The 26,620-nt window shown below is 64.6% G+C and carries 21 protein-coding genes; 11 read left to right on the top strand and 10 right to left on the bottom strand.

The annotated features are described in order from the left end of the window. The first annotated feature begins 466 nt into the window (after positions 1–466). The 5 genes from G9408_RS00600 (at position 467) to G9408_RS00620 (ending at position 5,679) form a co-directional block, all read left to right on the top strand. Positions 467–1,528, top strand: coding sequence for a cell envelope integrity protein TolA (locus G9408_RS00600; protein WP_168452253.1), 1,062 nt, complete (start codon positions 467–469; stop codon positions 1,526–1,528). 151 nt (positions 1,529–1,679) lie between these two features. Continuing rightward, positions 1,680–2,186, top strand: a complete 507-nt coding sequence (gene ybeY, locus G9408_RS00605; protein WP_168452254.1) for an rRNA maturation RNase YbeY — start codon at positions 1,680–1,682, stop codon at positions 2,184–2,186. A 19-nt stretch (positions 2,187–2,205) separates the two neighbouring features. Beyond that, positions 2,206–3,147: a hemolysin family protein gene (locus G9408_RS00610; RefSeq protein WP_168452255.1), complete on the top strand. Its 942-nt coding sequence runs from the start codon at positions 2,206–2,208 to the stop codon at positions 3,145–3,147. A 41-nt stretch (positions 3,148–3,188) separates the two neighbouring features. Next, the gene (locus G9408_RS00615; protein WP_168452256.1) at positions 3,189–4,346 is read left to right on the top strand and encodes a glycosyltransferase family 4 protein; all 1,158 of its coding nucleotides are present in this window, start codon (positions 3,189–3,191) and stop codon (positions 4,344–4,346) included. A gap of 7 nt (positions 4,347–4,353) precedes the next feature. Beyond that, entirely contained in the window at positions 4,354–5,679 is a 1,326-nt protein-coding gene (locus G9408_RS00620) for a replication-associated recombination protein A (RefSeq protein WP_168452257.1), read from the top strand. 66 nt (positions 5,680–5,745) lie between these two features. On the opposite strand, the gene G9408_RS00625 is transcribed toward G9408_RS00620, so the two are convergent. From G9408_RS00625 to G9408_RS00640, 4 genes are all read right to left on the bottom strand, one after another. After that, positions 5,746–6,162 (bottom strand): GFA family protein, encoded by a 417-nt coding sequence (locus G9408_RS00625; RefSeq protein ID WP_168452258.1) that lies wholly within the window; start codon positions 6,160–6,162, stop codon positions 5,746–5,748. A gap of 68 nt (positions 6,163–6,230) precedes the next feature. After that, positions 6,231–8,528 (bottom strand): phosphoenolpyruvate--protein phosphotransferase, encoded by a 2,298-nt coding sequence (gene ptsP, locus G9408_RS00630; RefSeq protein ID WP_137871577.1) that lies wholly within the window; start codon positions 8,526–8,528, stop codon positions 6,231–6,233. 90 nt (positions 8,529–8,618) lie between these two features. Then, on the bottom strand, positions 8,619–9,365 hold the full coding sequence (locus G9408_RS00635) for a hypothetical protein (RefSeq protein ID WP_235957426.1): 747 nt from the start codon (positions 9,363–9,365) through the stop codon (positions 8,619–8,621). A gap of 38 nt (positions 9,366–9,403) precedes the next feature. Continuing rightward, positions 9,404–10,408: an NAD(P)H-dependent flavin oxidoreductase gene (locus G9408_RS00640; RefSeq protein ID WP_168452259.1), complete on the bottom strand. Its 1,005-nt coding sequence runs from the start codon at positions 10,406–10,408 to the stop codon at positions 9,404–9,406. Positions 10,409–10,598: 190 nt separating this feature from the next. Here G9408_RS00640 and G9408_RS00645 point away from each other — a divergent pair, with 190 nt between their 5' ends. Together G9408_RS00645 and G9408_RS00650 are read left to right on the top strand one after the other, a co-directional pair. Then, positions 10,599–10,769: a YezD family protein gene (locus tag G9408_RS00645; RefSeq protein ID WP_137871070.1), complete on the top strand. Its 171-nt coding sequence runs from the start codon at positions 10,599–10,601 to the stop codon at positions 10,767–10,769. Between the two features lie 90 nt (positions 10,770–10,859). Further along, positions 10,860–13,388 (top strand): TonB-dependent receptor, encoded by a 2,529-nt coding sequence (locus G9408_RS00650; protein ID WP_168452260.1) that lies wholly within the window; start codon positions 10,860–10,862, stop codon positions 13,386–13,388. A gap of 73 nt (positions 13,389–13,461) precedes the next feature. Here G9408_RS00650 and G9408_RS00655 read toward each other — a convergent pair whose 3' ends face one another. Next, positions 13,462–13,605 carry a hypothetical protein gene (locus G9408_RS00655; RefSeq protein WP_168452261.1) on the bottom strand — a complete coding sequence of 48 codons (144 nt, stop codon included), beginning with the start codon at positions 13,603–13,605 and terminating at the stop codon, positions 13,462–13,464. A gap of 366 nt (positions 13,606–13,971) precedes the next feature. Here G9408_RS00655 and katG point away from each other — a divergent pair, with 366 nt between their 5' ends. Further along, on the top strand, positions 13,972–16,164 hold the full coding sequence (gene katG, locus G9408_RS00660; RefSeq protein WP_168452262.1) for a catalase/peroxidase HPI: 2,193 nt from the start codon (positions 13,972–13,974) through the stop codon (positions 16,162–16,164). A 137-nt stretch (positions 16,165–16,301) separates the two neighbouring features. Here katG and G9408_RS00665 read toward each other — a convergent pair whose 3' ends face one another. After that, on the bottom strand, positions 16,302–16,718 hold the full coding sequence (locus G9408_RS00665; RefSeq protein WP_168452263.1) for a DUF3703 domain-containing protein: 417 nt from the start codon (positions 16,716–16,718) through the stop codon (positions 16,302–16,304). Positions 16,719–16,901: 183 nt separating this feature from the next. Here G9408_RS00665 and G9408_RS00670 point away from each other — a divergent pair, with 183 nt between their 5' ends. After that, positions 16,902–17,480: an inner membrane-spanning protein YciB gene (locus tag G9408_RS00670; RefSeq protein WP_168452264.1), complete on the top strand. Its 579-nt coding sequence runs from the start codon at positions 16,902–16,904 to the stop codon at positions 17,478–17,480. A 139-nt stretch (positions 17,481–17,619) separates the two neighbouring features. Here the strand turns inward: G9408_RS00670 and G9408_RS00675 are convergent, their stop codons facing one another. Continuing rightward, positions 17,620–18,867 (bottom strand): aspartate kinase, encoded by a 1,248-nt coding sequence (locus tag G9408_RS00675; RefSeq protein ID WP_168452265.1) that lies wholly within the window; start codon positions 18,865–18,867, stop codon positions 17,620–17,622. Positions 18,868–19,027: 160 nt separating this feature from the next. Between G9408_RS00675 and ubiG the strand changes: the two genes are divergently transcribed. Both ubiG and G9408_RS16670 read left to right on the top strand, forming a co-directional pair. Then, positions 19,028–19,753 (top strand): bifunctional 2-polyprenyl-6-hydroxyphenol methylase/3-demethylubiquinol 3-O-methyltransferase UbiG, encoded by a 726-nt coding sequence (gene ubiG / locus G9408_RS00680; RefSeq protein WP_168452266.1) that lies wholly within the window; start codon positions 19,028–19,030, stop codon positions 19,751–19,753. Continuing rightward, positions 19,741–20,343 carry a YdeI/OmpD-associated family protein gene (locus G9408_RS16670; RefSeq protein WP_168452267.1) on the top strand — a complete coding sequence of 201 codons (603 nt, stop codon included), beginning with the start codon at positions 19,741–19,743 and terminating at the stop codon, positions 20,341–20,343. The genes ubiG and G9408_RS16670 overlap by 13 nt, the downstream gene beginning before the upstream one ends. 211 nt (positions 20,344–20,554) lie before the next feature. Here G9408_RS16670 and G9408_RS00690 read toward each other — a convergent pair whose 3' ends face one another. From G9408_RS00690 to gltB, 3 genes are all read right to left on the bottom strand, one after another. Beyond that, positions 20,555–21,226, bottom strand: coding sequence for a glutathione S-transferase family protein (locus tag G9408_RS00690; RefSeq protein ID WP_120218272.1), 672 nt, complete (start codon positions 21,224–21,226; stop codon positions 20,555–20,557). Between the two features lie 154 nt (positions 21,227–21,380). Further along, positions 21,381–21,818, bottom strand: a complete 438-nt coding sequence (locus G9408_RS00695) for a hypothetical protein (RefSeq protein ID WP_168452268.1) — start codon at positions 21,816–21,818, stop codon at positions 21,381–21,383. 256 nt (positions 21,819–22,074) lie between these two features. Further along, positions 22,075–26,604: a glutamate synthase large subunit gene (gltB, locus tag G9408_RS00700; RefSeq protein WP_168452269.1), complete on the bottom strand. Its 4,530-nt coding sequence runs from the start codon at positions 26,602–26,604 to the stop codon at positions 22,075–22,077. Positions 26,605–26,620 lie beyond the last annotated feature (16 nt).

Here is a 26,620-nt window from a genome sequence, read left to right on the forward strand (position 1 = left end):
GGCTGCCCGAAGCGATATTAGGATCGCGATCAGAACGAGTTGCTCGGGGGGGACGGCGATGATCGGACGGATATTCCTTGCATTGGGGCTAGCAGGTGCGGCGGCTGTAGTGCTGGCGCAGGTCGATACCGGCGCGGAGTTCGATCTCGATACACTGCGCGATGTGACAATCGACAAGTATCCAGTTAATGTAGTTGCAAATGGGGAGTGGTCACTTGGGGGCCGATATAAAATTGGCTTCGATCCCTCGCCACAGCTCCTCTACGTGTCATTTGACGCGCCCGAAGGGATTTCATCACAGCCCGTCGATGTCCGCTATACTTTCTCGCTGGATGGAAGGTATGGTTGTGATGATGGCTATGCCTTTTTAAGGGCGCTGGCCCGCAAATATGGTTTCGAAATCGCTTCGCTGCCGCAACCTGTTTGCAAGCCAGCTCGAGGTGGCGGCGTGACAAGCGAAGGGCGGATGACCATCGGGAAGGCGAGCGCGCCGCAGGTCATGGCCCAACAATGCAAATCCGACGCCTATATCGGTGCGTGGCAACGCAAGGGTGAGGGCGCACAGAAACCGCAGGTGCAGATCGTCTTCGCTGCCGAACGCGGCGCCAGCGCGCCGGTCGGATCGACGCGCGGTTTTGCGTCGGCGCCTTACGGCGACGGCACGGTCGTCGTGTCGCGGATTCGGCAGGTTGGCGACAGCTGCACCTTTGACGCGCAATGCGGGTCGAACCTGTCGTCGGCGAACGCGTGCAAGCTGGTGATCGACCCCGCGAAAAATACGCTGAAGGTCGAGGGCGGGTCGCAGATGTTCATCTCCGATCGCGTCTGGACGCGCTCGGCGCCGATGGCGGCCGAGGCGATGTGCAGCCGCGAGGATGTCGAGGGCGACTGGCGGCGCAGCGACGGCGCGAACGTGCCGATTGTCGGAGTTCATGTCTTCAAGAACGGCCCCGGCGGCAACGCGCTGCTGTTCAACCATCCCGAGGGCTGGTGGCCCAAGGGGCAGACCAAATTTACCGGCATCTATCGCGAGGGCGGCGACCGCAGCTGCAAGCTCAAGGCGACCTGCGCGACCTACGACCGCACGGCAAGCGGCACTGTGGTCCGCCGCGAACGCGCCTGCACGCTGACGATCGACCCGGTGAAAAAGCGCATGACCGAAAGCGGGTCCAGCCTGTTCTACACGCGTGAAGGGGCAGCGAAGGCGCCAGTTGCCAAGCCCGATACCGCGGTAACTGCGGCCTCGAAAGCACCATCGGCCGAGGAGCAGGCCGCGACCAGCGCGCTCAATGCGCAGCAGGCGGAAACCGCGAAGCGGGAGATCGCCGAATATGAAGCGCAGAAAAAGCGGATTGCCGACGAGCAAGCGGCGAAGGAGGCTGCGTATCGCAAGGCGCTGGCCGACCGCGAGGCGCTGATCGCCGAAAATGAGCGCAAGGCCAGGGAGGCCTATAGGAAATGGGAGGCCGCCGCCGCCGCGTGCCGCGCGGGCGACCAAAGCCAATGCGCGCCGCAGCCGAAGCCCTGATCGCTCAAAAAACGCTGTTCCTGCCCATCGTAACCGGGTAGCCGACCGCGATGATGCCGATTGTCGAAACTGCGGGGCCATTCCTGCCCGCAACCGTGGGGTCGCACGCGGGGCGGTGTTACCGAATGCTGCGAACCGACAGGATCGGGCCGTGCTAGTCGTCGAGACCCATGAGGCGACGCCTTGGCCCGATCCGCTCGATTGGGAAACGCGCGCCGCGGAAGCGGTGACCGCGGCACTGGCGCTGACGCCGTACGCAGCGCTGGCCAATGCGGCCCCGCTGGTCGAGGTCGCGGTGCGGCTTTCCGACGATGCCGAAGTCCAGACGCTGAACCGCGATTTTCGCGGCAAGGACAAGCCGACCAACGTGCTGTCCTTTCCGCAGGTCCAGGCCGACCTGCTCGAAGGTTTGGCGAACAGCGACGACGGCGAAATCCTGCTCGGCGACATCGTGCTCGCTCGCGAAACCTGCGCGCGCGAGGCCGAAGAAAAGGGGATTTCGACCGGCGATCATGCGACGCATCTGATCGTCCACGGGACCCTGCATCTGCTCGGCTATGATCATGGCGATGATGCGAGCGCCGGGGCAATGGAGGCCTTGGAAGTGAAAGCGCTTGCATCGCTGGGCATCGCCAATCCATATGCGGATCAGGATTAACAGAGGAACCGCGACCTATATGCCCGACGACCAGGGATCTTCCAGCCGATCGGAAGAGGACAGTAGATCCGGCCTGTGGGCCGGGCTGCGGACATTGCTGTTCGGCGGCGACAAGGAACCGTCGCTGCGCGAACAGATCGAAGAGGTCATCGACGAGGCCGAGGAAGAGGGGCACGACCGGCGCGGCAGCAATATCGTCGGCGATATGTCACCGATCGAGCGCAAGATGCTGCGCAACCTGCTCCATTTTGGCGAACAGACGGTCGACGATGTCGCGGTCCCGCGCGCCGACATCATCGCGATCCCCGAAAGCGCCAGCTTTGCCGAAATCGTCGCGCAATTTGCCGAGGCGGGGCATAGCCGCCTGCCGGTGTACCGCGAAAATCTGGACGAGGTCGTCGGGATGATCCACGTCAAGGATGTGTTCGCAGTGCTCGCCGAGGGACGCCCGCCGCCGCCGCTGCTCGACCTGATCCGCCAGCCGCTCTATGTTCCGCAATCGATGGGCGTACTCGACCTGCTCGCCGAAATGCGCGCAAAACGCACCCATCTGGCGATCGTCATCGACGAATATTCGGGGACCGAAGGCCTGCTCACGATCGAGGATCTGGTCGAGGAAATCGTCGGTGAGATCGAGGATGAGCATGACGACGAACCGACCGCGCTGTTCGTCCCGGGCGACGACGGCTGCTGGGACGCCGATGCGCGCGCCGAGCTTGACGACGTCGGCGAAGCGATCGACCCCCGGCTTGCCGAGATAGAGGAAGATGTTGATACGCTCGGCGGTCTTGCCGCGGTGCTCGCCGGCCATGTTCCCGAGGTCGGAGAAATGCTCGTCCATCCGAGCGGCTGGCGCATCGAGGTGACCGAGGCCGACGAACGGCGTGTCCATCGCCTGCGGCTGCACCCGCCGGTCGAGGTCGATCTGGAAGCGCCGTTGGAACGCGGCGACGAGTTCTGACGGAATTGCCTTTGCCGGACTAAAGGATTAGGCGAGGCCGGATGGAAGTTTCCGACCTTCGCATCGCGCTGTTCAGCGGCAATTACAATATGACCGTCGATGGTGCGAACAAGGCGCTGAACCGCCTTGTCGGCTATCTGCTTGCGCAGGGCGCGGCGGTGCGCGTCTATTCGCCGACCGTCGCCAACCCCGATTTCGCGCCGACCGGCGATCTGGTCAGCGTGCCGTCCTTTGCGATTCCGGGGCGCAGCGAATATCGCATTCCGGTGACCTTTTCGTCGCGCGTCCGGCAAGACATCGCCGAATTTGCACCCAATATCCTCCATATCTCCAGCCCCGACCGCGTTTCGCGGCAGGCCGCGGCGTGGGCGCGCCGCCGCAAGCTGCCCGTCGCCTGTTCGGTTCACACGCGCTTTGAAACCTATTTCCGATACTATAATCTGTCGTTCCTCGAACCCGTGATCGTCGCCTGGCTGCGCAAGCTCTACCGCAAATGCGATGCGCTGATCGCACCGTCGGAAAGCTTTGCGCAGGTGCTGCGCGACCAGCGGATGAATTACGACATCGGTATCTGGACCCGCGGGGTCGAACAGGATGTGTTCAATCCCATGCGCCGCGACATGGAATGGCGCCGCGGGCTTGGCATCGACGATGATGTCCCGGTGATCGCTTTCCTTGGCCGACTGGTGATGGAAAAAGGGCTCGACGTGTTTGCCGACAGCATCGACGTGCTGGCGCGGCGCGGGGTGCCGCACAAGGTCGTCGTAATCGGCGAGGGACCGGCGGGCGAATGGTTCGAATCGCGACTGCCGAACGCCAGCTTCGTCGGCTTTCAGGGCGGCGAGAATCTCGCGCAGGCGCTGGCTTCGTGCGACATTTTCTTCAATCCGTCGGTCACCGAAACCTTTGGTAATGTGACGCTCGAGGCAATGGCGTGCGGGCTTCCCGTCGTCGCCGCGCGCGCCACGGGCAGCGCCAGCATCGTCAAGCATGGCCAGACGGGCTACCTCGTCGCGCCGGGGTCGATCACCGGCTTTGCCGATCATCTCCAGCGCTATTGCGCCGATCCCCGGCTGCGCGCCGACCATGGCGCGGCGGCGGTGAGCGAAAGCGGTGCCTATCAATGGGACGCAATCAACCGCGCGGTGGCCGACACCTATCTGCGGCTGATCCGCCAGAAACAGCGGCGCGGAGGCTGAGCGTCCGATGGCCGGAGATTTGTTCGGCGGCGAGACACCGGCCCGGCGCGACGAGAGCGCGGTCGGGCCGGTGCCGCTCGCCGAGCGGTTGCGCCCGCGCACGCTGGGCGACGTTGTCGGGCAGGAACATCTGACCGGACCCGAGGGCACGATCGGCCGCATGGTCGCGGCCGGACAATTGTCGTCGATCATCCTGTGGGGGCCGCCGGGCACCGGCAAGACGACGATCGCGCGATTGCTGGCCGAGGCGGTGGGGATGCGCTTTGCGGCGCTGTCGGCGGTTTTTTCGGGGGTCGCCGACCTTCGGACCGCCTTTGCCGATGCCGAAAAAATGGCCGCCGCGGGCAAGCGGACCCTGCTCTTCGTCGACGAAATTCACCGGTTCAATCGCGCGCAGCAGGACGGGTTCCTGCCCTATGTCGAACGCGGTACGGTGGTGCTCGTCGGCGCGACGACCGAGAACCCCAGCTTTGCCTTGAACGCCGCGCTGCTGTCGCGCGCGCAGGTGCTGGTGCTGAACCGGCTGGGCGAAGATGCGCTTGGCTTGCTGGTCGCGCGCGCGGAGGCCGACGTCGGGCGCGCACTGCCGGTTGCCGACGAGGCGAAGGCTGCGCTGGTCGCGAGCGCCGACGGCGACGGACGCTTCCTGCTCAACCAGGTCGAGACTTTGTTCGCCGCCGCGATCCCCGAGCCGCTGGGGCCAAGCGAGCTGGCGCAGTTTCTGCATCGCCGCATGCCGGTTTACGACAAAGACCGCGACGGCCACTACAATCTGATCTCGGCGCTGCACAAGGCGCTGCGCGGTTCCGACCCGCAGGCGTCGCTATACTATCTGGCGCGGATGCTGGTGGCGGGCGAGGAGCCGCTCTATGTGCTGCGGCGGCTGGTGCGCTTCGCGAGCGAGGACGTCGGCCTCGCCGATCCGCAGGCGCTGGTGCAATGCCTTGCCGCAAAGGACGCCTTTCAGTTTCTCGGCTCGCCCGAGGGCGAACTCGCGATCGTGCAAGCCTGCCTCTATCTCGCTACCGCGCCCAAATCGAACGCCGCCTATGCGGCGCAAAAGGCGGCCTTTGCGTCGGCGCGCGATACCGGATCGCTCGCGCCGCCCGCAAATATCCTCAACGCCCCGACCAAGCTGATGAAGGATCTCGGCTATGGCGCGGGCTATGCCTATGACCATGACGCTCCCGACGGCTTTTCAGGCGCCGATTACTGGCCCGAGGGCATGGGCGCGCAAACCTATTACCAGCCGACCGATCGCGGGTTTGAAAAGCGGATCGCGGAGCGCATCGCCTGGTGGGACGAACAGCGCCGAACACGAAGCGAGGGGTGATGCGGTCGGGCGCGCAAGTCCGCCATAGCTGCGCCGATGATGCGTGCTGAGGATGCGCGCTGACCTTTATTCGAACGGCGGATAACGCTCGAAAGCGGGCAGGCTGTCCAGCTTTTCCATCCAGCCGATGCGTTCGGCGGTCTGGATCTGCACCTGCGCCGGGATCAGGCCGGGATCGTCGAGCGTCGCCGTCTGGACGTCGATCTGGCCCGGGAAAATCGCCTCGCTGGTGTAGAACAGCCCGGTGCCGCATTCGCCGCAGAAATGGCGGCGCCCATGTTCGGACGACGCATAGATTTTGGGCGTCCCGCTGATCTCGATCTCGTCCTGCCCGACCAGCGCCCATCCGACCATCGGCGCCCCCGCGTGACGGCGGCAATCGCTGCAATGGCACAGCGCGTGATGCTGGACGGTGGTGGTCATCGAATAACGGATCGCACCGCAATGGCATTGGCCGGTGGCGCGGGGGCTCGAATCGCTCATTATCGTCTCCCTGACTTAGTTGGGAGAACATAACATAAACATCGCCAGTGGCGCAATTACCTCGCGCGTCAATCCCCCAGATCGACCTGATGCGCTTCGGCCCATGCCTGATACTGGCCGCGCGGGTTGGATGAGGGTTGAGCCAGGATCGCCGGCATGTCGGCGCGGAGCGCGGCGAGGTCGAGCGAGCGGATCATCGCCTTGACCGGGCCGACCCCGGCGGGGGTGATCGACAGGCGTTCGATACCGACGCCGAGCAGCGCCATGGCTTCGAGCGGGCGTCCGCCCATCTCGCCGCACACGCCAAGCGCGACCTTCGATCCCGATACCGTGCGGACGACGCGCGCCAGATAGCGCATGACGATCGGCGACAACCAGTCGTAACGCTCGGCGAGGCGCGGGTGCGCGCGGTCGGCGGCGAACAGGAACTGGGTGAGGTCGTTCGTCCCGACCGACAGGAAATCGAGGTGCGGCAGCATCAGGTCGAGCGTTTCGAGCAGTCCCGGCACCTCGAGCATCGCGCCATAGCGGATCGCGACCGGAAGTTTCTTGTTGTGCTGCGCCAGCCACGCCCGCTGCCCGACGAACAGGTTGCGCGCGGCTTCATATTCCCACGGTTCGGACACCATGGGGAACATGACGTTCAGCGTGCGTCCGGCGGCCGCCTCCATGAGCGCCCGCGCCTGAACCTTGAGCAGCCCTTCGCGTTCGAGTGCGAGGCGCAGCGCGCGCCAGCCCATCGCCGGATTTTCCTCGAGCGCGCCGTCGCCCACATTCATGTAAGGCAGCGCCTTGTCGCCGCCGATATCGACGGTGCGAAAGATCACCGGACGGTCGCCCGCGGCGTCCAGCACGTCGCGATAGAGGCGCTGCTGGCGGTCGCGCGAGGGCAGGGTCGCCGACACCAGGAACTGGAATTCGGTGCGAAACAGCCCGATACCGCGCGCGCCGGTCAGGTCGAGCGCGGCGACATCTTCGCGCAGGCCCGCATTGATCATCAATTCGATTGCGACCCCGTCCTTGGTGACGGCCGGCAGGTCGCGCAGCGAGGCAAGGTTGGCGCGGCGCTTCTGCGAAATTACCAGCTTGGCGTCGAAGGCATCCTGGACCGCCTGTGTCGGACGGACGTGCAGCGCGCCCGCCGCGGCATCGAGCAGCAACAAATCGCCCTCACGGATCGAGGCGCGCACGTCGCTGACGCGGCCGATGACGGGAACGCCCATCGCGCGCGCCACGATGATGACGTGGGCGGTCAACGAGCCTTCTTCGAGTACCACGCCTTTCAGGCGGCGGCGGTCATATTCGAGCAATTCGGCGGGACCAAGGTTGCGCGCGATCAGGATCGAATCCTGGCGCAGGCCCATTTGCGCGGCGGTACCCATCTGCCCCGACACGATGCGGATCAGCCGGTTCGACAGATCCTCCAGGTCGTGCATCCGGTCGCGCAGCAGCGGATCGTCGATCTGGCGCATCCGCATCCGGGTGCGTTGCTGGACGCGCTCGATCGCGGCTTCGGCGGTCAGGCCGCTGTCGATCGCTTCGTTGATGCGCCGTGACCAGCCTTCGTCATAAGCGAACATCTTGTAGGTCTCGATGACCTCTTCATGCTCGCCGCCGACCCCGAAATCGGCCTGGCTCGCCATGCGGTCGATCTGTTCGCGCATCTTGTCGAACGCGGCATAGACGCGGTGGCGCTCGGCCTCGGTATCTTCGGCGACGGTATGTTCGATCGTGATCCGCGGCTGATGGAACACCGCGACCCCGGCGCCCATGCCGTCGACCAATTTTTGGCCGTTGAGCCGCTGCGCCGACTGGTCAGCGGCAGCGGCGTCGATGCGCGCGGCGGTGTCAACAAGGTCGGCGTTGGTGATCAGTTCGGACAGCACCATCGCCACCGTCTGCAACGTCTCGATCTCGATATCGGCATAGCGGCGCGGGTCGGCGTGCTGGACGCAGAGGACGCCGACCGCGCGTTCGCGGCGGATGATCGGCACCCCGGCAAAGCTGTGGAACAATTCTTCGCCGGTTTCGGGACGGTACGAAAAGTCGGGATGCGCCGCGGCCTCGTCCAGGTTCAGCGTTTCGATCTGCTCGGCGATCGTACCGACGAGCCCTTCGCCGAGCCCCAGCCGGGTGACGTGCACCGCTTCCTGTTTCAGGCCGCGGGTGGCGTAAAGTTCGAGCGCGCCGTCGCGCAGCAGATAGATCGAGCAAACCTCGCTATCGAGGCATTCGCCGATGATCCCGACGACCTGGTTGAGCTTGCCCTGCGCGTTGGCGCGCGATGCCATGACCTCGTGCAGCCGCGTCAGGATGGTGCGGGCCGACTGGGCAGCGGACGAAGGCGGAGGCGGGGCGTTGGTCATTCGCCCCCTGCTAACAGATGGATGCGCCGAGCGCCATGACCCCCGCGCGCCGACGCGGCAAAACTATTCTTGGCGTCTGCCAAGCCTGCGTCAGTTGGTGCCGGTCGATGCAGGCCGCGGCGTAGCGGTCCCGACCGGCGTCATCGTCGTCGTCGAGCCGACGGGCGTCAGCGGTGCCGGGGCGCTCATGATCGGCGGCGGCGGCGCATATTTGGCGTCCCACGCCGCGACGTCCGACTGGTAACGCGCATAGGCCTCGTAAAAGTCATGGAATGGCTGATCGAGCCGCACCAGATGCGCCGGCGACTGTTCGATCACCTGCGCGGTCGGGGTCGACGAAACCAGCTGTGCGATTTCATTGGCGCGGGCGCAGAATGCGCGCTGTGCGGGGGGCTGGGCAAAATAGTTGAACAGCTGCGTCGACAGCCGATCGCGCGCGGCGGTGCCGTTGGTTTTGGTTTCTTTGCCGAGCTGGGTGATCACATTTTTTTCGCTCGAGCGGATGATCTTGCCATGCGTCTTGATGATGTTGTTATAGGCCGACACCAGCGTCGTTTCCTCGAGGCCGCGGCAACCGATGGCGGCGACGTTCAGCCCGATCTTAAGCTGCCAGAAGGCGCGGTCGCCGGTGACATTGCTGTTTGCCGTGACAAACCTGCCGTCGATGCCGCGACCGGGGAGAATCTGGGTCACCGACGCATTGCCCGGCGGCAGCGGCCGCGGCGGAACCACCACGACCACTGGCGGCGGGGGCGGCGGCGGGGGCGGCGGAGGCGGCGCTTTCGTACAAGCAGCAACGCTCGCGAGCAAAGCTGCGACGATAATCTTCCGCGACATATTCATGTTCCACTCCCCAACCGCGATACCATGCGGCGTCAACCCCGGGCGTGCAACGCGGCTTCGGCCTGTTGCACCAGAGATGCGACGATTTCCGCCACACTCTCTTCTTGGGATACCATACCGACAGATTGCCCTGCCATTAACGAACCATTTTCGACATCGCCGTCGATCACCGCGCGGCGCAGCGCGCCCGCCCAATAATGCTCGATTTCCAGTTGCGCCTGCATCATGTCGACTTCGCCCGCGTCCAGCTTGTTGGCGACCTCGCGCTGCTTGGCGGTGAAGGCTTCCGTGCCGGCGTTTTTCAGCGCGCGGACCGGGATGACGGGCAGGCGCGGATCGATCTGGACGCTCGCGACCGCTTCGCGCGCCGATGCGCGGATAAACGCCTTCTTGAAATTGGGATGGGCAATGCTCTCGGTCGCGCACACGAAGCGGGTGCCGAGCTGGACGCCCGAGGCGCCCATTTCCAGATAGGCGGCGATCGCTTCGCCGCGGCCGATGCCCCCGGCGACAAAGATCGGCACCTCGTCCGCCAGCGTCGGCAGGATTTCCTGTGCCAGCACGCTGGTCGACACCGGGCCGATATGGCCGCCGGCCTCCATGCCCTCGATCACCAGCGCGTCGACGCCCGATCGGACCAGCTTCTTGGCGAGCGCCAATGTCGGCGCAAAGCAGATGACCTTGGCGCCCGACGCCTTGATCGCCTCCAGGCTGCCCTTGGGCGGCAGGCCGCCCGCCAGCACGACATGGCCGACGCCATGCTTGGCGCAAACGTCGATCAGGTCGAACAATTGCGGGTGCATGGTGATCAGGTTGACGCCGAAGTTCCGCGTTGCCAGCGCCTTGGTTGCGGCGATTTCGGTGTCGAGCAGTTCGGGCGTCATCGCGCCGCACGCAATCACCCCAAAGCCGCCCGCGTTGCTGATGGCGCTGACCAGATGGCGTTCGGAAACCCAGCTCATCGCGCCGCAGAGGATGGCATAATCGCTGCCGAGCAGGTCGATCCCGCGCGCCATCAGTTCGTTCATTTTGCTCATTGAGGTTGCCTTTGCCAGCACTGGGACTCGCGCGCAATCCCTAGCGGCCACGGGGCAATCGGCCCGTCGTGTGCTGGAATCCGTTTGGCGCAGCAACCGAACCTTTCGGCGCAGAAAGCAAATCAATCATTGTCAACTAAAACACTTGGCATATGCTTGGGCGGCGAATCCATCAGGGAAAGGATTATTCATGCGTTCATCCACGGAGACCGACAAAGACGGATCCGAACAGACGCCTCGCGCGGTGCAGACCGTGCTCGATGCGCTTCAGAAACTGAAATTTGGTGCCATCCAGCTGACCGTTCACGAAGGTCGTCTGGTGCAGGTCGATGTGACCGAACGGCACCGCTACCCCAACTGAACTTTCAAAATCTCCCAAGGGGGCTCTCCCCTCATCCTGCCGCAGACCGGACCACCGGATGTGGCAATTTCTTTGCAACAGGAAATTGTCATGACCGCAAAATACCCGTCCGCCCGCCGCCGCGCGCAGGCCTCGTCGCTCACCATATCGCTTCTTCTGGCCATCGGCGCCACGCCCGCCGCGGCTGAGGAGGTGTCCGCAGCCAATGGCGCGGAAGAGGGCGCGCCGGCCACCGCGCAGATCGACGATGACGTCAGCCGCGGCGACATCATCATCGTCACAGCGCGCCGCCGTCAGGAAACCGCGCAGGAAGTGCCGGTCGCGATTTCGGTCATTCGCGGCGATTCGATCGAGGCGACGGGCAACTTCAACGTCGTGAAGCTGCAACAGCTCGCCCCGACGCTTCAGGTTTATACCACCAACCCGCGCAACACGTCGGTCAATATTCGCGGCATCGGCGTGCCGTACGGCCTCACCAGCGACGGGTTCGAACAGGGCGTCGGCATCTATGTCGACGACGTCTATAATTCGCGCGTTGCCGCCGCGACTTTCGACTTTCTCGATGTTGATCAGGTCGAGGTGCTGCGCGGGCCGCAGGGGACGCTCTATGGCAAGAATACCACCGCGGGCGCGATCAACATCACGACCAACCAGCCGACCTTCGATTTTGAGGGGCGCGCGGAGGTCAGCGTCGGCAATCTCAACTACCGGCAGGCAAAAGCCGCCGTGTCGGGGCCGCTGACCGACACGATCGCCGCGCGCATCGCGATCGCCGCGACCAGCCGCCGCGGCACTTTGTTCAACACGCGCACCGATCGCTGGATCAACGAACAGGACAATCTGGGCCTGCGCGGCCAGCTGCTGTTCCAGCCGAACGACGATTTGTCGATCACGCTGGCTGCCGATTACAGCAAGCAGGATCCCGAATGCTGCGGCACCGCCTTCGTCCGCGTCGGGCCGACGCAGCGGGCGCTGAACCGGCAGTATGACGCGATCATCGCGCGGCTCCAGGCCCCCAACCCCGGCTATAATTACACGGTTCCCAGCCGCAATGTGTACGACCGGCTGACCGACATCGATGCCAGCCTGAATGCCGGCAACAAGATTGGCGGCGCGTCGCTGCGCGTCAAATGGGACGTCGGGCCGGGGACGTTGACGTCGATCACGGCGTGGCGCTTCTGGGACTGGTTACCGGAGAATGACCGCGATTTCACCGGCGCTTCGGTCGTGGCGCGGTCGCAAAATCCGTCGCAGCAAGACCAGTACAGCCAGGAATTCCGCTACAATTACGAGGGCGACCGGGTCGATTTCGTCGTCGGTCTGTTCGGGTTCAAGCAGCGTATCGATACGCAGGGCACCGAGCAGCAGGGTATCGACGCGACACGTTACAGCCTCGCGCCGTCGACCGACCCCAACAATATCTATAACCGGCCCGAGGTGCTGAACGGCCTGACCGCCAGCAACACCCAGTTTTTGAAAGCCGACAGCGCGGCCCTCTATGGGCAGGTGAGTTACAAACTGACCCCCGAACTGACGATCCAGCCGGGCATCCGCATCAATTATGACAAGAAGCAGGGCTTTTATCAGCGCGTGGTGACCACGGGTGCGGGGCAGGTGATTGCCAGTTGCGCGCCTGCGGCGACGGCGGGCAATGCGGTGCTCACCGCACAGTGCGGGGTTTACCAGCCGCAGCTGACCGAGCCGTCGGTCAGCGACTGGAATTTCAGCTATGACCTCAACATAAACTACAAGCTCGCGCCCGACGTGCTGGCCTACGCCACTTACGCCAAAAGCTTCAAGACCGTCGGGATCAACCAGAATGGCTTGCCGCTCGATACAAACAACCAGCCGGTGCTGAGTGCCAGCACTGTGAAGCCGGAATCGGTCAATCATTTCGAAATCGGGCTCAAGACGCAGTTCCTGAACCGTCTCGCGACCTTCAACCTCACCGCCTTCCGCACCGAGATCAAGAATTTCCAGGCGACCGTGAACGGCGGTCAGTTCGGGACGGTGCGCGGCTATCTGGCGAACGCCGAAAAAGTGGTGTCGCAGGGTATCGAGGCAGACTTCAAGATCCGTACCAGCGACCGGTTCACGGCCTATGCGAATGGCGCCTATACCGATGCGAAATACAAATCGTTCACCAACGCGCCGTGCCCGCCCGAACTGTCCGGCGGGACGTTCCAGCCTGCCAATGCGGCGCCCGATTATTCGCAGCCAGGGATCCCCGGCGCGCTCAGCCCGCGCCAGTGCGACATTTCGGGCGCCGACCTGCCCGGCGTATCCAAATGGGCGTTTTCCTATGGCGCGGAAACCAACATCCCCGCCACGCTGCTCGCGAAGGACGGTCAGCTCTATCTCGGCGTCGACGGCAATTATCGCTCGCGCTGGAATTCGAACGCGTCGCCGTCGATCTACACGGACGTAAAGGGCTATGCGCTGACCAATTTCCGCGTCGGGTTTCGCGCTGACGGGTTCGATATTTTCGGTTGGGTCCGCAACGCCTTTGACGTCGATTATATCGAAACGCTGCAGGTGGCGCCGGGCAATGTCGGACTGATTGCGGGCCAGCCGGGCGATCCGCGGACCTGGGGCGGAACGGTCAAGTTCAATTTCTGACCCGGCCCATTCGCCGGACACAGAGAAGGGGGCGTTCCGCGAGGAGCGCCCCCTTTTCGTGCGGGCTGATCGATCAGCGCTGCTGCTGGTTGCCGCGGTCCTGATCGGAACGCTGGCCGCCTTGCTGGCGATCCTGGCCGCCATCCTGCTGTTGCTGCTGCTTGCGGCGTTGTTCTTCGTCGCGTTGCTGCTGCTCGTTGGGGTTTTGGTTGGCCACTTTCTCTCTCCATTTCGTCACACCATGATGCGGGTGACATCATGCCAACCCGCTGTTCCTGCGTAATGTTGCGCGACCTCGGCGCGCTTACGTCGGGGCGTGGCAGCAGCGCGACCAAGTCATTTCATTGCCGCAACCCGCCGCTCTGTAATCGGTTCGTTCAATGACTGAATTCAGCTTATTCGGTTATGTCGATGGAAGAGGCCGTCCTATCCTTTCCATCCAAAGGCGAAAGGACGACCCAATCGACTCGCGATCAGCCAGCATCGATGCGCCTGCGGTGACCCCCCGGTCGCCCGCGCGTCATGCGCCGGTCATCCTGCCGCGCCACCCTTATCCAACGAGAACCCCCAAAGGAGAGACTGTATGAACGACCAGACCCCCATCAGCGGCGGATGCCCGGTTCACCAACCCGGCGGCGTACGTTCGCTGCTCGGTCGCACCAACAAGGACTGGCGGCCCGACATGCTGGCGACCGAAGTCCTGACCCCGAACGGCGCGTCGAACCCGATGGGCGACGATTTCGATTATTCGAAGGCGTTCGCGCTGCTCGACTATGACGCGTTGAAGGCCGACCTGACCGCGCTGATGACCGACAGCCAGCCGTGGTGGCCCGCCGACTATGGTCATTATGGTCCCTTCTTCATCCGCATGGCGTGGCACGCCGCGGGCACCTATCGCACCGCCGACGGTCGTGGCGGCGCCAACAGCGGGCAGCAGCGTTTCGCGCCGCTCGACAGCTGGCCCGACAATGGCAATCTCGACAAGGCGCGCCGTCTGCTTTGGCCGATCAAGCAGAAATATGGCAACAAGATCAGCTGGGCCGATCTGTTCATCCTGACCGGCAACGTCGCGATCGAGAGCATGGGCGGGCCGGTGTTCGGCTTCGGCGGCGGCCGTGCCGACGTGTTCGAGCCCGAACGCGACATCTATTGGGGCAGCGAAGACAAGTGGGTCAACGAGGGCGTCCAGACGCGCATCGACCCCGACAAGGGCATGGACGCGATCGAAGGGCCGCTGGCCGCGATCCAGATGGGCCTGATCTACGTCAACCCCGAAGGCCCGGGCGGCAATCCTGATCCCTTGCTGTCGGCGCGCGACATGAAGGAAACCTTCGAGCGCATGGCGATGAACCATGAGGAAACCGTCGCGCTGACCGCGGGCGGCCACACCTTTGGCAAGGCGCATGGCAATGGCGACGCGTCGCTGCTCGGCGCTGCCCCTGCGGGCGGCGACTTGGCGGCGCAGGGCTTCGGCTGGGTCAGCAGCCATGAGAGCGGCGGCATCGGCGAGCATGCGGTGACGAGCGGCATCGAAGGGTCGTGGGTCAATACTCCCACCGAATGGTCGGAAAATTATTTCCGCCTGCTGCTCGATTATGACTATGAGCTCGTCCACTCGCCCGCGGGTGCGCAGCAGTGGCAGCCGATCAACCAGAAGCCGGAGGATATGGCCCCGGCCGCCTGGGATCCCAACGTCAAGGTTCCGACGATGATGACGACCGCCGACATGGCGCTCAAGATGGATCCGGAATTCCGCGTAATCAGCGAGAAGTTCCGGAGCGACCATGAAGCGTTCAAGGATGCTTTCGCGCGCGCCTGGTTCAAACTGTGCCACCGCGACATGGGTCCCAAGGTCCGCTACCTTGGCCCCGAAGTTCCCGCCGAAGACCTGATCTGGCAGGATCCGATCCCCGCCGGCACGATGCCGTCGGACGCCGAAGTGGCGGCGGTGAAGGAAAAGATCGCCGCGAGCGGCCTGACCGTCAGCGAGCTGATCAAGACGGCCTGGGCCTCGGCCAGCACCTATCGCAAGTCCGACCATCGCGGCGGCGCCAATGGCGCGCGCGTGCGCCTCGCGCCGCAAAAGGACTGGGAAGTCAACGAACCCGCGCTGCTGGCCAAGGTGCTGAGCACGCTCGACGGGCTGCGCGGCAATCTGTCGATCGCCGACGCGATCGTGCTGGGCGGCGTCGTCGGGCTGGAAAAGGCGATCAAGGATGCCGGCTTCAACGTCGCGGTGCCGTTCACCGGCGGGCGCGGCGATGCGACCGCGGAACAGACCGATGCGGCCAGCTTCGACGTGATGGAGCCCGAAGCCGACGCCTTCCGCAACTATCTGGGCAAGAAGAAGCTCGCGGTGAAGACCGAGGAAATGATGCTGGACCGCGCGTCGCTGCTCGGCCTGTCGGTCCCCGAAATGACCGTCCTGATCGGGGGCCTGCGCGTGCTGGGCGCCAATCATGGCGAGCGTGGACACGGCCACTTCACCAAGCGGTCGGGACAGCTCACCAACGACTTCTTCGTCAACCTGCTCGACATGACCAACGTCTGGAAGGCGGTCGACGGGTCGGATGACCAGGAATTTGTCGCCACCGACCGCAAGGGCGGCGGCGAAACCTGGCGCGCGACGCGGGCCGACCTGGTGTTCGGCTCGAATTCAGAGCTGCGCGCGGTCGCCGAGGTTTATGCGCAGTCCGACAATGGCGAAAAGTTCGTCAAGGACTTCGTCAAGGCGTGGACGAAGGTGATGAACGCCGACCGGTTCGACCTCGCCTGATCGGCACCAGCCGCACAGACGACGGGTCGCGGACCCGCCCCCGGGGACATGGGCCTGGGGGCGGGTCTTTTCTTTGGTGTGGCAACAGGGCTTGCGTGCTGGCGTCGGCGGGCGTCAGAGCCCCGGCAGCGCGTTCCTTACCGATAGATCAGATAGGCCGCGACAATCGCCGCGAGCAAAAAGCCGCGCAGGATCAAGCCATTGCGGAGCGAATGGCCTTCAAGATGGGATTGCAGGTCCGCCGGTATCGGCATCGGCCGGGTGGCGGATACGTCGGCGCCGCCGGTGTTGCCGACGGGCACCCAACCCGCGAGGTGAAAGGGGCCCGCGCCGATCAACCGGACAAGCTGACCGCGCGCCTCTTTCGCGTCCGACCGTTTCAGGGCAAGCCGCAACATATGATAATGCGTTCGGATATGGGTCACATACCAGCGCTGGCCCAGGATATGGGCGCGTTCCAGATGCCGGGCAGCGAGGGCAAAGTCGCCTGCCGCTTCGGCTGATCGGGCGGACGCCATTTCGCTGGCAAAGGCTGCTTTGACCGCCGATTTCATAACGAACACCTCCAAAGTGGGTGCTTGGGGCTACCACAGAAATTGGGTTTCGATCGAGAACCTAATCATACCGGTACATGGCGTGCCGCCCATGTTAACAGCGTAAATTTATACTTGACCGCATCGGTCTCGTCGATCAATGTTTACGGCGAAAACATTTGATTCGCGACAAGAGGATGCGGCATGCGAACTTTGCTCTACGCGATCGGCCCGATGCTCTTCGATTCGCTGGGTGTCATCCTTTTTGCGGTGCTGCTGGCGACCGGGGCGGGGATCCTGGTTGCGACGGTGGCCGGCACGGCGGTTGCGCTGGCGGTCGTCGGCTATGAACTGGTGCGCGGGCGCAAGGTTGCGGCGCTGCAATGGATCAGCCTGGCATCGGTACTCTTCGCTGCGGCCGCGACGCTCTTTACCGGCGACCCGCGCTTTGTGATGGCGAAGCCGACGATCGTCTATCTGATCGTCGGCAGCGTGATGCTGCGCAAAGGCTGGCTCAATCGCTACATCCCGCCCGAGCAACTGGCGTTGGTCGGCGATGTGATGGAGCGGTTCGGCATGATCTGGTCGGCGATGATGTTTGCGAGCGCAGGGTTAAACCTGATCATCGCGATTTTCTTCACCGCCTGGTGGCCGCTGTTCATCGGCGTTTTTCCGCTGGCATCGAAATTCGGGCTGTTCGCGATCCATGTCGCGGTGGTGCATTTTGTAATGAAGGCCCGGCTGCGGCGAGTGGACGGCGAGTCTGCGCCCGCTGGGATATGATCTTCCTCGACCTCATCGTCATCCCGGCGAAGGCCGGGATCTCGCCAGTGCGGCAATCCGATAGGGTGAGATCCCGGCCTTCGCCGGGATGACGGAAAAGGGTTTTCGACGCTGAGAACTGGCTCGCCGCGAGAAGGGGTCAGTCAGCATCCAGCCCATAGGCCGTGTGCAGCACGCGCACCGCAAGCTCCGTTTCATCCTCGTCGATCAGCACGCTGACCTTGATCTCGCTGGTCGAGATCGCCTGGATGTTGATCCCTCTATCCGCAAGCGCGCGGAACATCGTGCTCGCGACCCCCGCGTGGCTCTTCATGCCGACGCCGACGACGCTGATCTTGGCGACCTTGTCGTCGCTGATGATGCGGTTGAAACCGATCTTTTCCTTCGCGCCCTCGAGCAAGTCGATCGAGCGCAGCAAGTCAGTGGCGGGAACGGTGAAGGTCACGTCGGTCTCGCCCTTGTCGCGGCCGACGTTCTGGATGATCATATCGACGTTGATCCCGGCCGCGGCGAGCGGACCAAAGATGTTGGCCACCGCGCCCGGCTTGTCGGGGACGCGCGTGACAATGATCTTCGCTTCATTCTTGTCGTGGGCGATGCCGGTGATCAGCTGCCGTTCCATCTGATGTTCCTCTATTTCCTCGTCGCTGACGATCATCGTGCCTTTTTTGGGAGCCTCGTCGCCTTCGACGAAACTCGAGAGCACCTGCACGCGCACGCCCTCTTTCATCGCCAGCCCGACCGAGCGGGTTTGCAGCACCTTGGCACCGACGCTCGCGAGTTCGAGCATTTCTTCATAGGTCACATAATCGAGCTTGCGCGCGCGCGCGACGATGCGCGGGTCGGTGGTATAGACGCCGTCGACATCGGTGTAGATGTCGCAGCGGTCGGCCTTCAGCGCCGCCGCAACCGCCACGGCACTCGTGTCCGATCCGCCGCGGCCGAGCGTCGAAACGCGGCCGTCGTCCATCAGCCCCTGAAAGCCCGGAATCACTGCGACCTCACCGCGCGCCATCGCGGCGCCGAGCGCGCCGGTGTCGATGTCGGCGATGCGCGCGCGCGCGTGCGCTTCCTCGGTGCGGATCGGGAGCTGCCAGCCGAGCCAGCTGCGCGCGGGGGTGCCCATCGCCTGCAAGGTCAGCGCGAGCAGGCCCGAGGTGATCTGCTCGCCCGCCGCGACGACGACGTCATATTCGGCGGGGTCGTAGCGCGGATTGGCCTCGCGGCAGAAATTGACGAGCCGGTCGGTTTCGCCTGCCATGGCCGAGACGACGACCGCGACCTGGTTACCGTTCGCTACTTCGCGCGCGACGAGTTTCGCCACGGTGCGAATCCGCTCGGTGCCCGCCATCGACGTGCCCCCGAATTTCATCACGATCCGCGCCATCTCGCCCCGCTTTCCTGAACCGGTTTCAACCGCGACTTTTCCAAGCATTTCCGCGGCGCTCGCGTCGTTACGGAAGGGGAGGTGCAATGGCAAGCATGAGAACCTATGCGCGCGATAGAATTTCTTGCGCCGCGGAAGGCGGAGTGCCACATCGCGAGGCATGAGCGCCGCGACGATCAATCCGAATGAAGCCGCCCATTTCGGCGCGCTTGCCGCCGACTGGTGGGACCCGCACGGTTCGTCGGCGATGCTGCACAAGCTCAATCCGGTCCGCCTCGCCTATATCCGCGACCAGATCGATGCGCATTGGCACGTCGATGCGCGTGAACGTCACCCGCTTGCGGGGCGCAGCGCGCTCGACGTCGGTTGCGGCGCGGGACTCCTCGCCGAACCGCTCGCGCGGATGGGCGCGCAGGTGACGGGCGTCGATGCGGCGCCCGAGAATATCGCCGCGGCGCGGGGTCATGCGGCGGGGCAGGGGCTGGCGATCAGCTATTTTGCCGGCGAACTCGCCGCGCTGCCGCCCGCGACTTTCGACCTCGTCACCTCGATGGAGGTCGTCGAGCATGTCACCGATCCCGCCGCCTTCATCGGCGAACTTGCGGGTCGGCTCGGACCCGGCGGGCTGATGATCCTGTCGACCCCGAATCGCACGATGCTGTCGAAACTGCTGCTCGTCGAGGCGGCCGAGCGCGTCGGTGCGGTGCCGCGCGGGACGCACGACTGGGACCAGTTTCTGAAGCCCGAGGAACTGACCAACCTGCTCGAAAGCGCGGGGCTTGAGGTGATCGACCGCACCGGCCTGTCGCCGTCAGCAGCCAAGGGCTTCAAGCTCGGCGGCAGCGAGGCGCTCAACTATCTGGTCGCGGCAAGGTGGCCGGCGTAAGCCGCGACCCCCGCGTCGACGCCTATATCGCGAAGGCGCAACCCTTTGCGCAGCCGATCCTGACCCATTTGCGCGAACTGTTACATAGCCATGCGCCGGGCGTGGAAGAGACGCTCAAATGGGGCGTCCCGCATTTTGTGCTGAACGGACAGAATCTGGCCGGCATGGCGGCGTTCAAGGAACATGCGACCTTTGGTTTCTGGCGCGACGAGGATGTCACCGGCTCGCCGCGTGACACCGGGGCGATAGGCAGCATGGGGCGGCTCGCGTCGCTGGCCGACCTGCCGGGCGACGAGGCGATGGCCGACTATATCCGGAAGGCCGCGGCGCTGTGCGCCGAGGGCAAGCCCAAACGCGCGGCGCCGAAACGAAAGGCGGCGCTCGACCTGCCCGACGATCTAGGCGCTGCGCTCAAGGTCAATCCCACGGCACAAGGGCATTGGGACGCCTTCTCGCCCGGCAAGCGCCGCGACTATATCGAATGGGTGCTCGAGGCGAAGCGCGAGGAAACGCGGGTCAAACGCATCGAAACGATCGTCGCACAGGTCGCCGAGGGCAAGGATCGGAACTGGAAATACAAAAGCTGCTGAGCCCCAGCCGAAGCAACATCGTCATCCCGGCGAAGGCCGGGATCTCACCCTCTCGTCCTGCCGCACCGGCGAGATCCCGGCCTTCGCCGGGATGACGGACAGAGCGGGAGATGCCGAAGCGTCGCCCCCGCGAAGGCGGGGGCCGTTGGCAACCTAAAGCAGCGACGTAGTGACAAGCCGACTGCGGCCCCCGCCTTCGCGGGGGCGACGTTTAAAAGTCGACATCCTCATAATATTTCGGCGGCGTCACGATCTCCATCCGCTCGGCCAGCAGCGGGCGGAAGCTCGGGCGCGATTTCAGCCCTGAATACCAGCCCTTGGTTTGCTCGTGTCCGGTCCAGTCGATCCCGCCGAGATAGTCGGCGACCGAGATATGCGCCGCCGCGGTCAGGTCGGCGAGGCTCATCGTTGCGCCCGCCAGCCAAGTGCGGTGATCGATCAGATAGTCGACATAGTCGAGATGGTTGTTCGCCGCCTTCATCGCCTCGCGCAGCGCGCCGCCATCGGGAGGCTGGCGGTGGACGATGCGCTTTTGCATCCGTTCGAACAGCAAGGGGCCGGTGACTTCATAATAGAAGTCATGGTCGAACCATGCGGTCAGCCGGCGGATCTCGGCGCGGTTCGCCGCGGTGCCGTTGATCATCGCCTTGCCTTCGACAGTTTCCTCGAAATATTCGGCGATCGCCATGCTGTCGATCAGTACCTGGCCGCGCGCCTGATCCACCATAACCGGGGTGCGCCCCGCCGGATTGAGGTCGATGAATTCGTCGCGGCGTTCCCACGGCGATTCGCGCACCAATTCATAACCGACGCCCTTTTCGCCCAGTAGCAGGCGAACCTTGCGCGAAAAGGGACAGAGCGGGAATTGATAGAGTTGCCACATGGTTTCGGCATAGCGGCAGCGGGGCGCCGCGCGCAACGCCCGATGCGGGACTTATCCGTAGTTTCGTCATCCCGGCGAAGGCCGGGGTCTCTCGCTCTCGTCGGAACGCACCGGCGAGATCCCGGCCTTCGCCGGGATGACGAAAAAGGAGACGTTAACGGCGCGCCGCTTCGCGTTCGCGTTCCCACTGCGCGGCCATATCGCGCGCCATATCCTTGAGCACGGGGGCGTAAACCGCCAGCGCCGCGGCGGCCTGTCCCGCCATCCGGGTCGTGGCGCGCACATCGGCGCCCATCCGGTCGGCATAATCGGGGTCGCGGCCCGCGACCTCGCCCAGCGTCGCGTCGCGCGGGATATAGGCGGCGTCGGAATCGGGATCGACGCGCGCGACCGCCTCAGCGAGTGGGCCGACGGGTATCTGCATCAGCGCGCCGACGATCGCGGTGATCGTGTCGGCCATCCGGTCCTGCGTAGCGGGGTCGTTCAGCGTCGCAACGGCATCGCGCATTTGGCCATCGGCAGCGGCAGCGGCAGCGGGCAGCGGCGCGGCGAGCGCGAGGAGGGGAAGGGCGATCAGGGCGAGGCGGGGCATGATTCCATCCTTTCGAAGGACGTATGGTTCATCGAAGCGGCGTCCGTAGCGGATCGACGCTTTCGCCCCGGTGAACGCGAGTGAGGCTTGCGATGAACCGCGGCAACGACGCGGTAAACGATCCTCCCTGTGGCGCAGCCATGGGGAGGTGGCAGCGCGAAGCGCTGACGGAGGGGCCATGGCGCTGCCGGTGCGGCCCCTCCACCACCCGCTTCGCGGGCGGTCCCCCTCCCCATCGCTACGCGACAGGGAGGAATTACTCTGCCGCAACCACCTCGGCCTCAGCATCACTCAGCGGATGCGCAAGACGCGACAGCATCTCCTTTGGACACACCTGCCAGAACTGGCCCTTCCAGCGGTCCCAGTCGGCGAGGATCTCGCTCGACCATTTGCTGCCGGTGGCCTGCGCATGATCTTCGACCAGTTCGCGGACCAAGGCCTCCCAATGCGCGCTGCCGATGCGTTGCCAGACGATCGACTCGTCGTTGGCGCGGCTCTCGAACCGGCCATCGGTGTCGAGGATGAACGCCATGCCGCCGGTCATCCCGGCGCCAAAGTTCGACCCGACGGGGCCGAGGATCACCGCGGTGCCGCCGGTCATATATTCGCAGCCATTCGCGCCGCAGCCCTCGACGACGACCTTCGCGCCCGAATTGCGGACCGCGAAACGCTCGCCCGCCTGACCCGCGGCGAGCAGCGTGCCCGAGGTCGCGCCATAAAGGACGGTGTTGCCGACGATGCTGTTATGCTGGCTGACCAGCGGGCTCGACACCGTCGGGCGCACGACGATGCGGCCGCCCGACAGACCCTTGCCGACATAATCATTGGCGTCGCCGAAGACTTCGAGCGTGATGCCGCTGCACAGGAAGGCGCCCAAGGACTGGCCCGCGGTGCCGCGGAGGCGGACCTGGACATGATTGTCAGCAAGCCCGTTCATCCCGAAGCGGGCGGTCACCTCGGCCGACAGGCGCGTACCGACCGCGCGGTGGGTGTTGCGGACATTATAGGTCAGCTGCATCCGCTCGCCGCGCTCGAACAAGGGCTTCGCGTCGTTCAAAATCTGTGCGTCGAGGCTGTCGGGCACCGGATTGCGGAAGCTTGGTCCTTGCGAGCGGCGCTGATCGTCGGGCGCGTCGACCTTGGCGAGGATCGGGTTCAAATCGAGGTCATCGAGATGCTCGGCGCCGCGGCTGACCTGTCGCAGCAATTCGGTCCGCCCGATCACCTCGTCGAGGCTGCGGCAGCCGAGCTTGGCGAGGATTTCGCGCACCTCTTCGGCGATGAAGGTCATCAGGTTGATGACCTTTTCCGGCGACCCCGTGAACTTCTGGCGCAGCTTTTCGTCCTGCGTGCAGACGCCAACGGGGCAGGTGTTCGAATGGCACTGGCGCACCATGATGCACCCCATCGCGACGAGACTCAGCGTGCCGATGCCATATTCCTCGGCGCCCAAAATGGCAGCGATCACGATGTCGCGCCCGGTCTTGAGCCCGCCGTCGGTGCGGAGGCGGATGCGGTGGCGCAGACCGTTGAGCGTCAGCACCTGATTGACTTCGCTGAGCCCCATTTCCCACGGGGTGCCGGCATATTTGACGCTGGTTTGCGGGCTGGCGCCGGTGCCGCCGGTATTGCCAGCGACAAGGATGACGTCGGCATGGGCTTTGGCAACGCCCGCAGCCACCGTGCCGATGCCCGCCGAGCTGACGAGCTTGACGCACACACGCGCCTTCGGGTTGATCTGCTTGAGGTCATAGATGAGCTGCGCCAGATCCTCGATCGAATAGATGTCGTGGTGCGGCGGCGGGCTGATCAGTGTCACGCCGGGCGTTGCATGGCGCAGCCGCGCGATGAACTCGGTGACCTTGAAGCCCGGAAGCTGGCCGCCCTCGCCGGGCTTGGCGCCCTGCGCGACCTTGATCTCGATCTCGTCGCAGGCGCCGAGATATTCGGCGGTGACGCCGAAACGGCCGCTCGCGATCTGCTTGATGTTGCTGTTGGCATTGTCGCCATTGGCATAGGGCTGATAGCGTTCGCTCGCTTCGCCGCCTTCGCCCGACACGGCTTTCGCGCCGATGCGGTTCATCGCGATCGCCAGCGTCTCGTGGGCTTCGGGGGAAAGCGCGCCGAGCGACATGCCGGGGGTAACGAAGCGTTTGCGGATTTCGGTGATCGCCTCGACGCTGTCGAGCGCAACGCCCTGCGCCGGATAGTTGAACTCCATCAGGTCGCGCAGATAGACGGGCGGCAGGTCGGCGACGCCGCGCGAAAATTGCAGATAGGTCGAGTAACTGTCGGTCGCGACCGCGGTTTGCAGCAGATGCATCAGCTGCGCCGAATAGGCGTGCGTCTCGCCGCCCGCGCGCTGGCGGTAGAAACCGCCGATGGGCAGCGTGGTGACGCGCTTGTCGAACGCGGCCTCATGCTTCTCGGTCGCGTTGATGAACAGCGATTGATAGCCTTCGCCCGAAATCTTCGCGGGCATGCCGGGGAAGAGGTCGTTGACCAGCGCGCGGGAGAGGCCCACCGCTTCGAAATTATAGCCGCCGCGATAGGAGGAGATTACCGCGATCCCCATCTTGGCGAGGATCTTCAAGAGCCCGTCGTCGATCGCCTTGCGGAAACGCAGGTGACAGTCGTTCAGCGACAGCTCCTTGCCGAACAGCCCGCGCGCATGGCGGTCGGCGATCGCGGCTTCGGCCAGATAGGCGTGGACCGTCGTCGCGCCCACCCCGACGAGCACGGCAAAGGCGTGCGTGTCGAGCACTTCGGCCGAGCGCACGTTGATCGACGCATAGCTGCGCAGTCCCTTGCGGACGAGATGCGTGTGCACCGCGGCGGCGGCGAGCACCATCGCGACGCCGACGCGTCCTTCGCCGATATTCTGGTCGCTGAGGAACAATTCGCTGCGTCCTGCACGCACCGCTTCCTCGGCCTCGCGGCGGACGCGGGCGATCGCTTCGCGCAGCGTCGACGCGTCGCCGCCCGCCGCGAAAGTACAATCGATGTCGGCGACCGCATCGCCGAAATAGGCGCGCAGCCGATCCCAGTCGTCGCCGACCAGCACGGGGGAATCGATCACAAGGACGTGGTCGCTCTGCCCCTTTTCGTCGAGGATGTTCGCGAGGTTCGCAAAGCGCGTCTTGAGGCTCATCACATGCCGCTCGCGCAGACTGTCGATCGGCGGGTTGGTGACCTGGCTGAAATTCTGGCGGAAGAATTGCGCGACGTGGCGCGGCTTGTCCGAAATGACCGCCAGCGGCGTGTCGTCACCCATCGATCCGATGGCTTCCTTGGCATCCTCGACCATTGGCGACAGGATCAGTTCCATATCCTCCATGGTCAGCCCCGCGGCGACCTGGCGGCGCAGCAGTTCGGGACGGTCCCAAACGGACAGGCTCGCCTTGCCGCCTTTTGGCAGGTCGGCCATCGTGCGGAAACCGCGCACGCGCGAGGCATAATCGGCGGCGCCCGCGATCTTGTCCTTGATCGCGCGGTCCTCGTAGAGCGTGCCTTCGTCGAGATCGACCGCGATCATCTGACCCGGGCCAAGGCGGCCCTTCTTGCGGATGCTCGCCTCGGGCAGCAACACCATGCCGCTTTCGGAGCCGACGACGAGCAGATTGTCGGCGGTGAGCGTGTAGCGGAGCGGGCGGAGCGCGTTGCGGTCCATCCCCGCGACCGCCCAGCGGCCATCGGTCATCGCCAGCGCGGCGGGTCCGTCCCACGGCTCCATGACGCTGGCGAGATAATTGTACATTGCCTTGTGCGCGTCGGGCATCTCGGGCTCGTTGACCCACGCCTCGGGGACCAGGATCAGCTTCGCGGTCGGCGCGTCGCGGCCGGCGCGGCACAGGGTTTCGAACACCGCGTCGAGCGCCGCGGTGTCCGATGCACCCGCCGGGATCACCGGCTTGATGTCTTCCGAATGCTCGCCGAAGGCGAGGCTCGCCATCTTGATCTCGTGGCTTTTCATCCAGTTCTTGTTGCCGCGGATCGTGTTGATTTCGCCATTGTGCGCGAGGCAGCGGAACGGTTGTGCCAGCCACCACTGCGGAAAGGTGTTGGTCGAATAACGCTGGTGGAAAATCGCGACGCGGCTTTCGAACAGCTTGCTCGTCAGGTCGGGATAGAAATCGGCGAGGCTCTCGGCGAGGAACAGCCCCTTGTAGATGATCGAGCGGCACGACAGGCTGCACACGTAGAAGTCGGCGATCTGCGCCGCGATCACCTTTTTCTCAATCCGGCGGCGGACGAGGTAGAGCTGCTTTTCGAACTCGGCGAGCGAGGCTTCGTCGGGCAGCGGCCCGGCGATCATGATCTGTTCAATTTCGGGGCGGGTGCGCTGTGCCTTGTCGCCGATCACCGACACATCGACCGGCACCTGGCGCCAGCCATAGATGGTGAAACCCGCGTCGATGATCTCGGCCTCGACGATCGTGCGGCATTCCTCCTGCGCGCCAAGGTCGGTGCGCGGCAGGAATACCATCCCGACGGCCAGCCGGTTCGGGCGCACCTTGTGCCCCGACGCCGCGATCGCGTCGTCAAAGAAGCGCACCGGCAGGTCGACATGAAGGCCCGCCCCATCTCCGGTCTTGCCGTCGGCATCGACCGCGCCGCGGTGCCAGACCGCCCGCAAGGCTTCGATCGCCGCCTCGACGACGCGGCGCGACGGCTTGCCGTCGGTCGCCGCGACCATGCCGACGCCGCAGGCATCGGATTCCAGGTCGGGACGATACATGCCTTCGGCTTCGAGCCGCGCGTGATCGGGGGTGGGGTAATGGGTCATGATGTTCGTCCTGTGG

Origin of the sequence: Sphingopyxis microcysteis (assembly GCF_012274265.1) — a bacterium.
Classification (GTDB): Bacteria; Pseudomonadota; Alphaproteobacteria; order Sphingomonadales; family Sphingomonadaceae; genus Sphingopyxis; species Sphingopyxis microcysteis.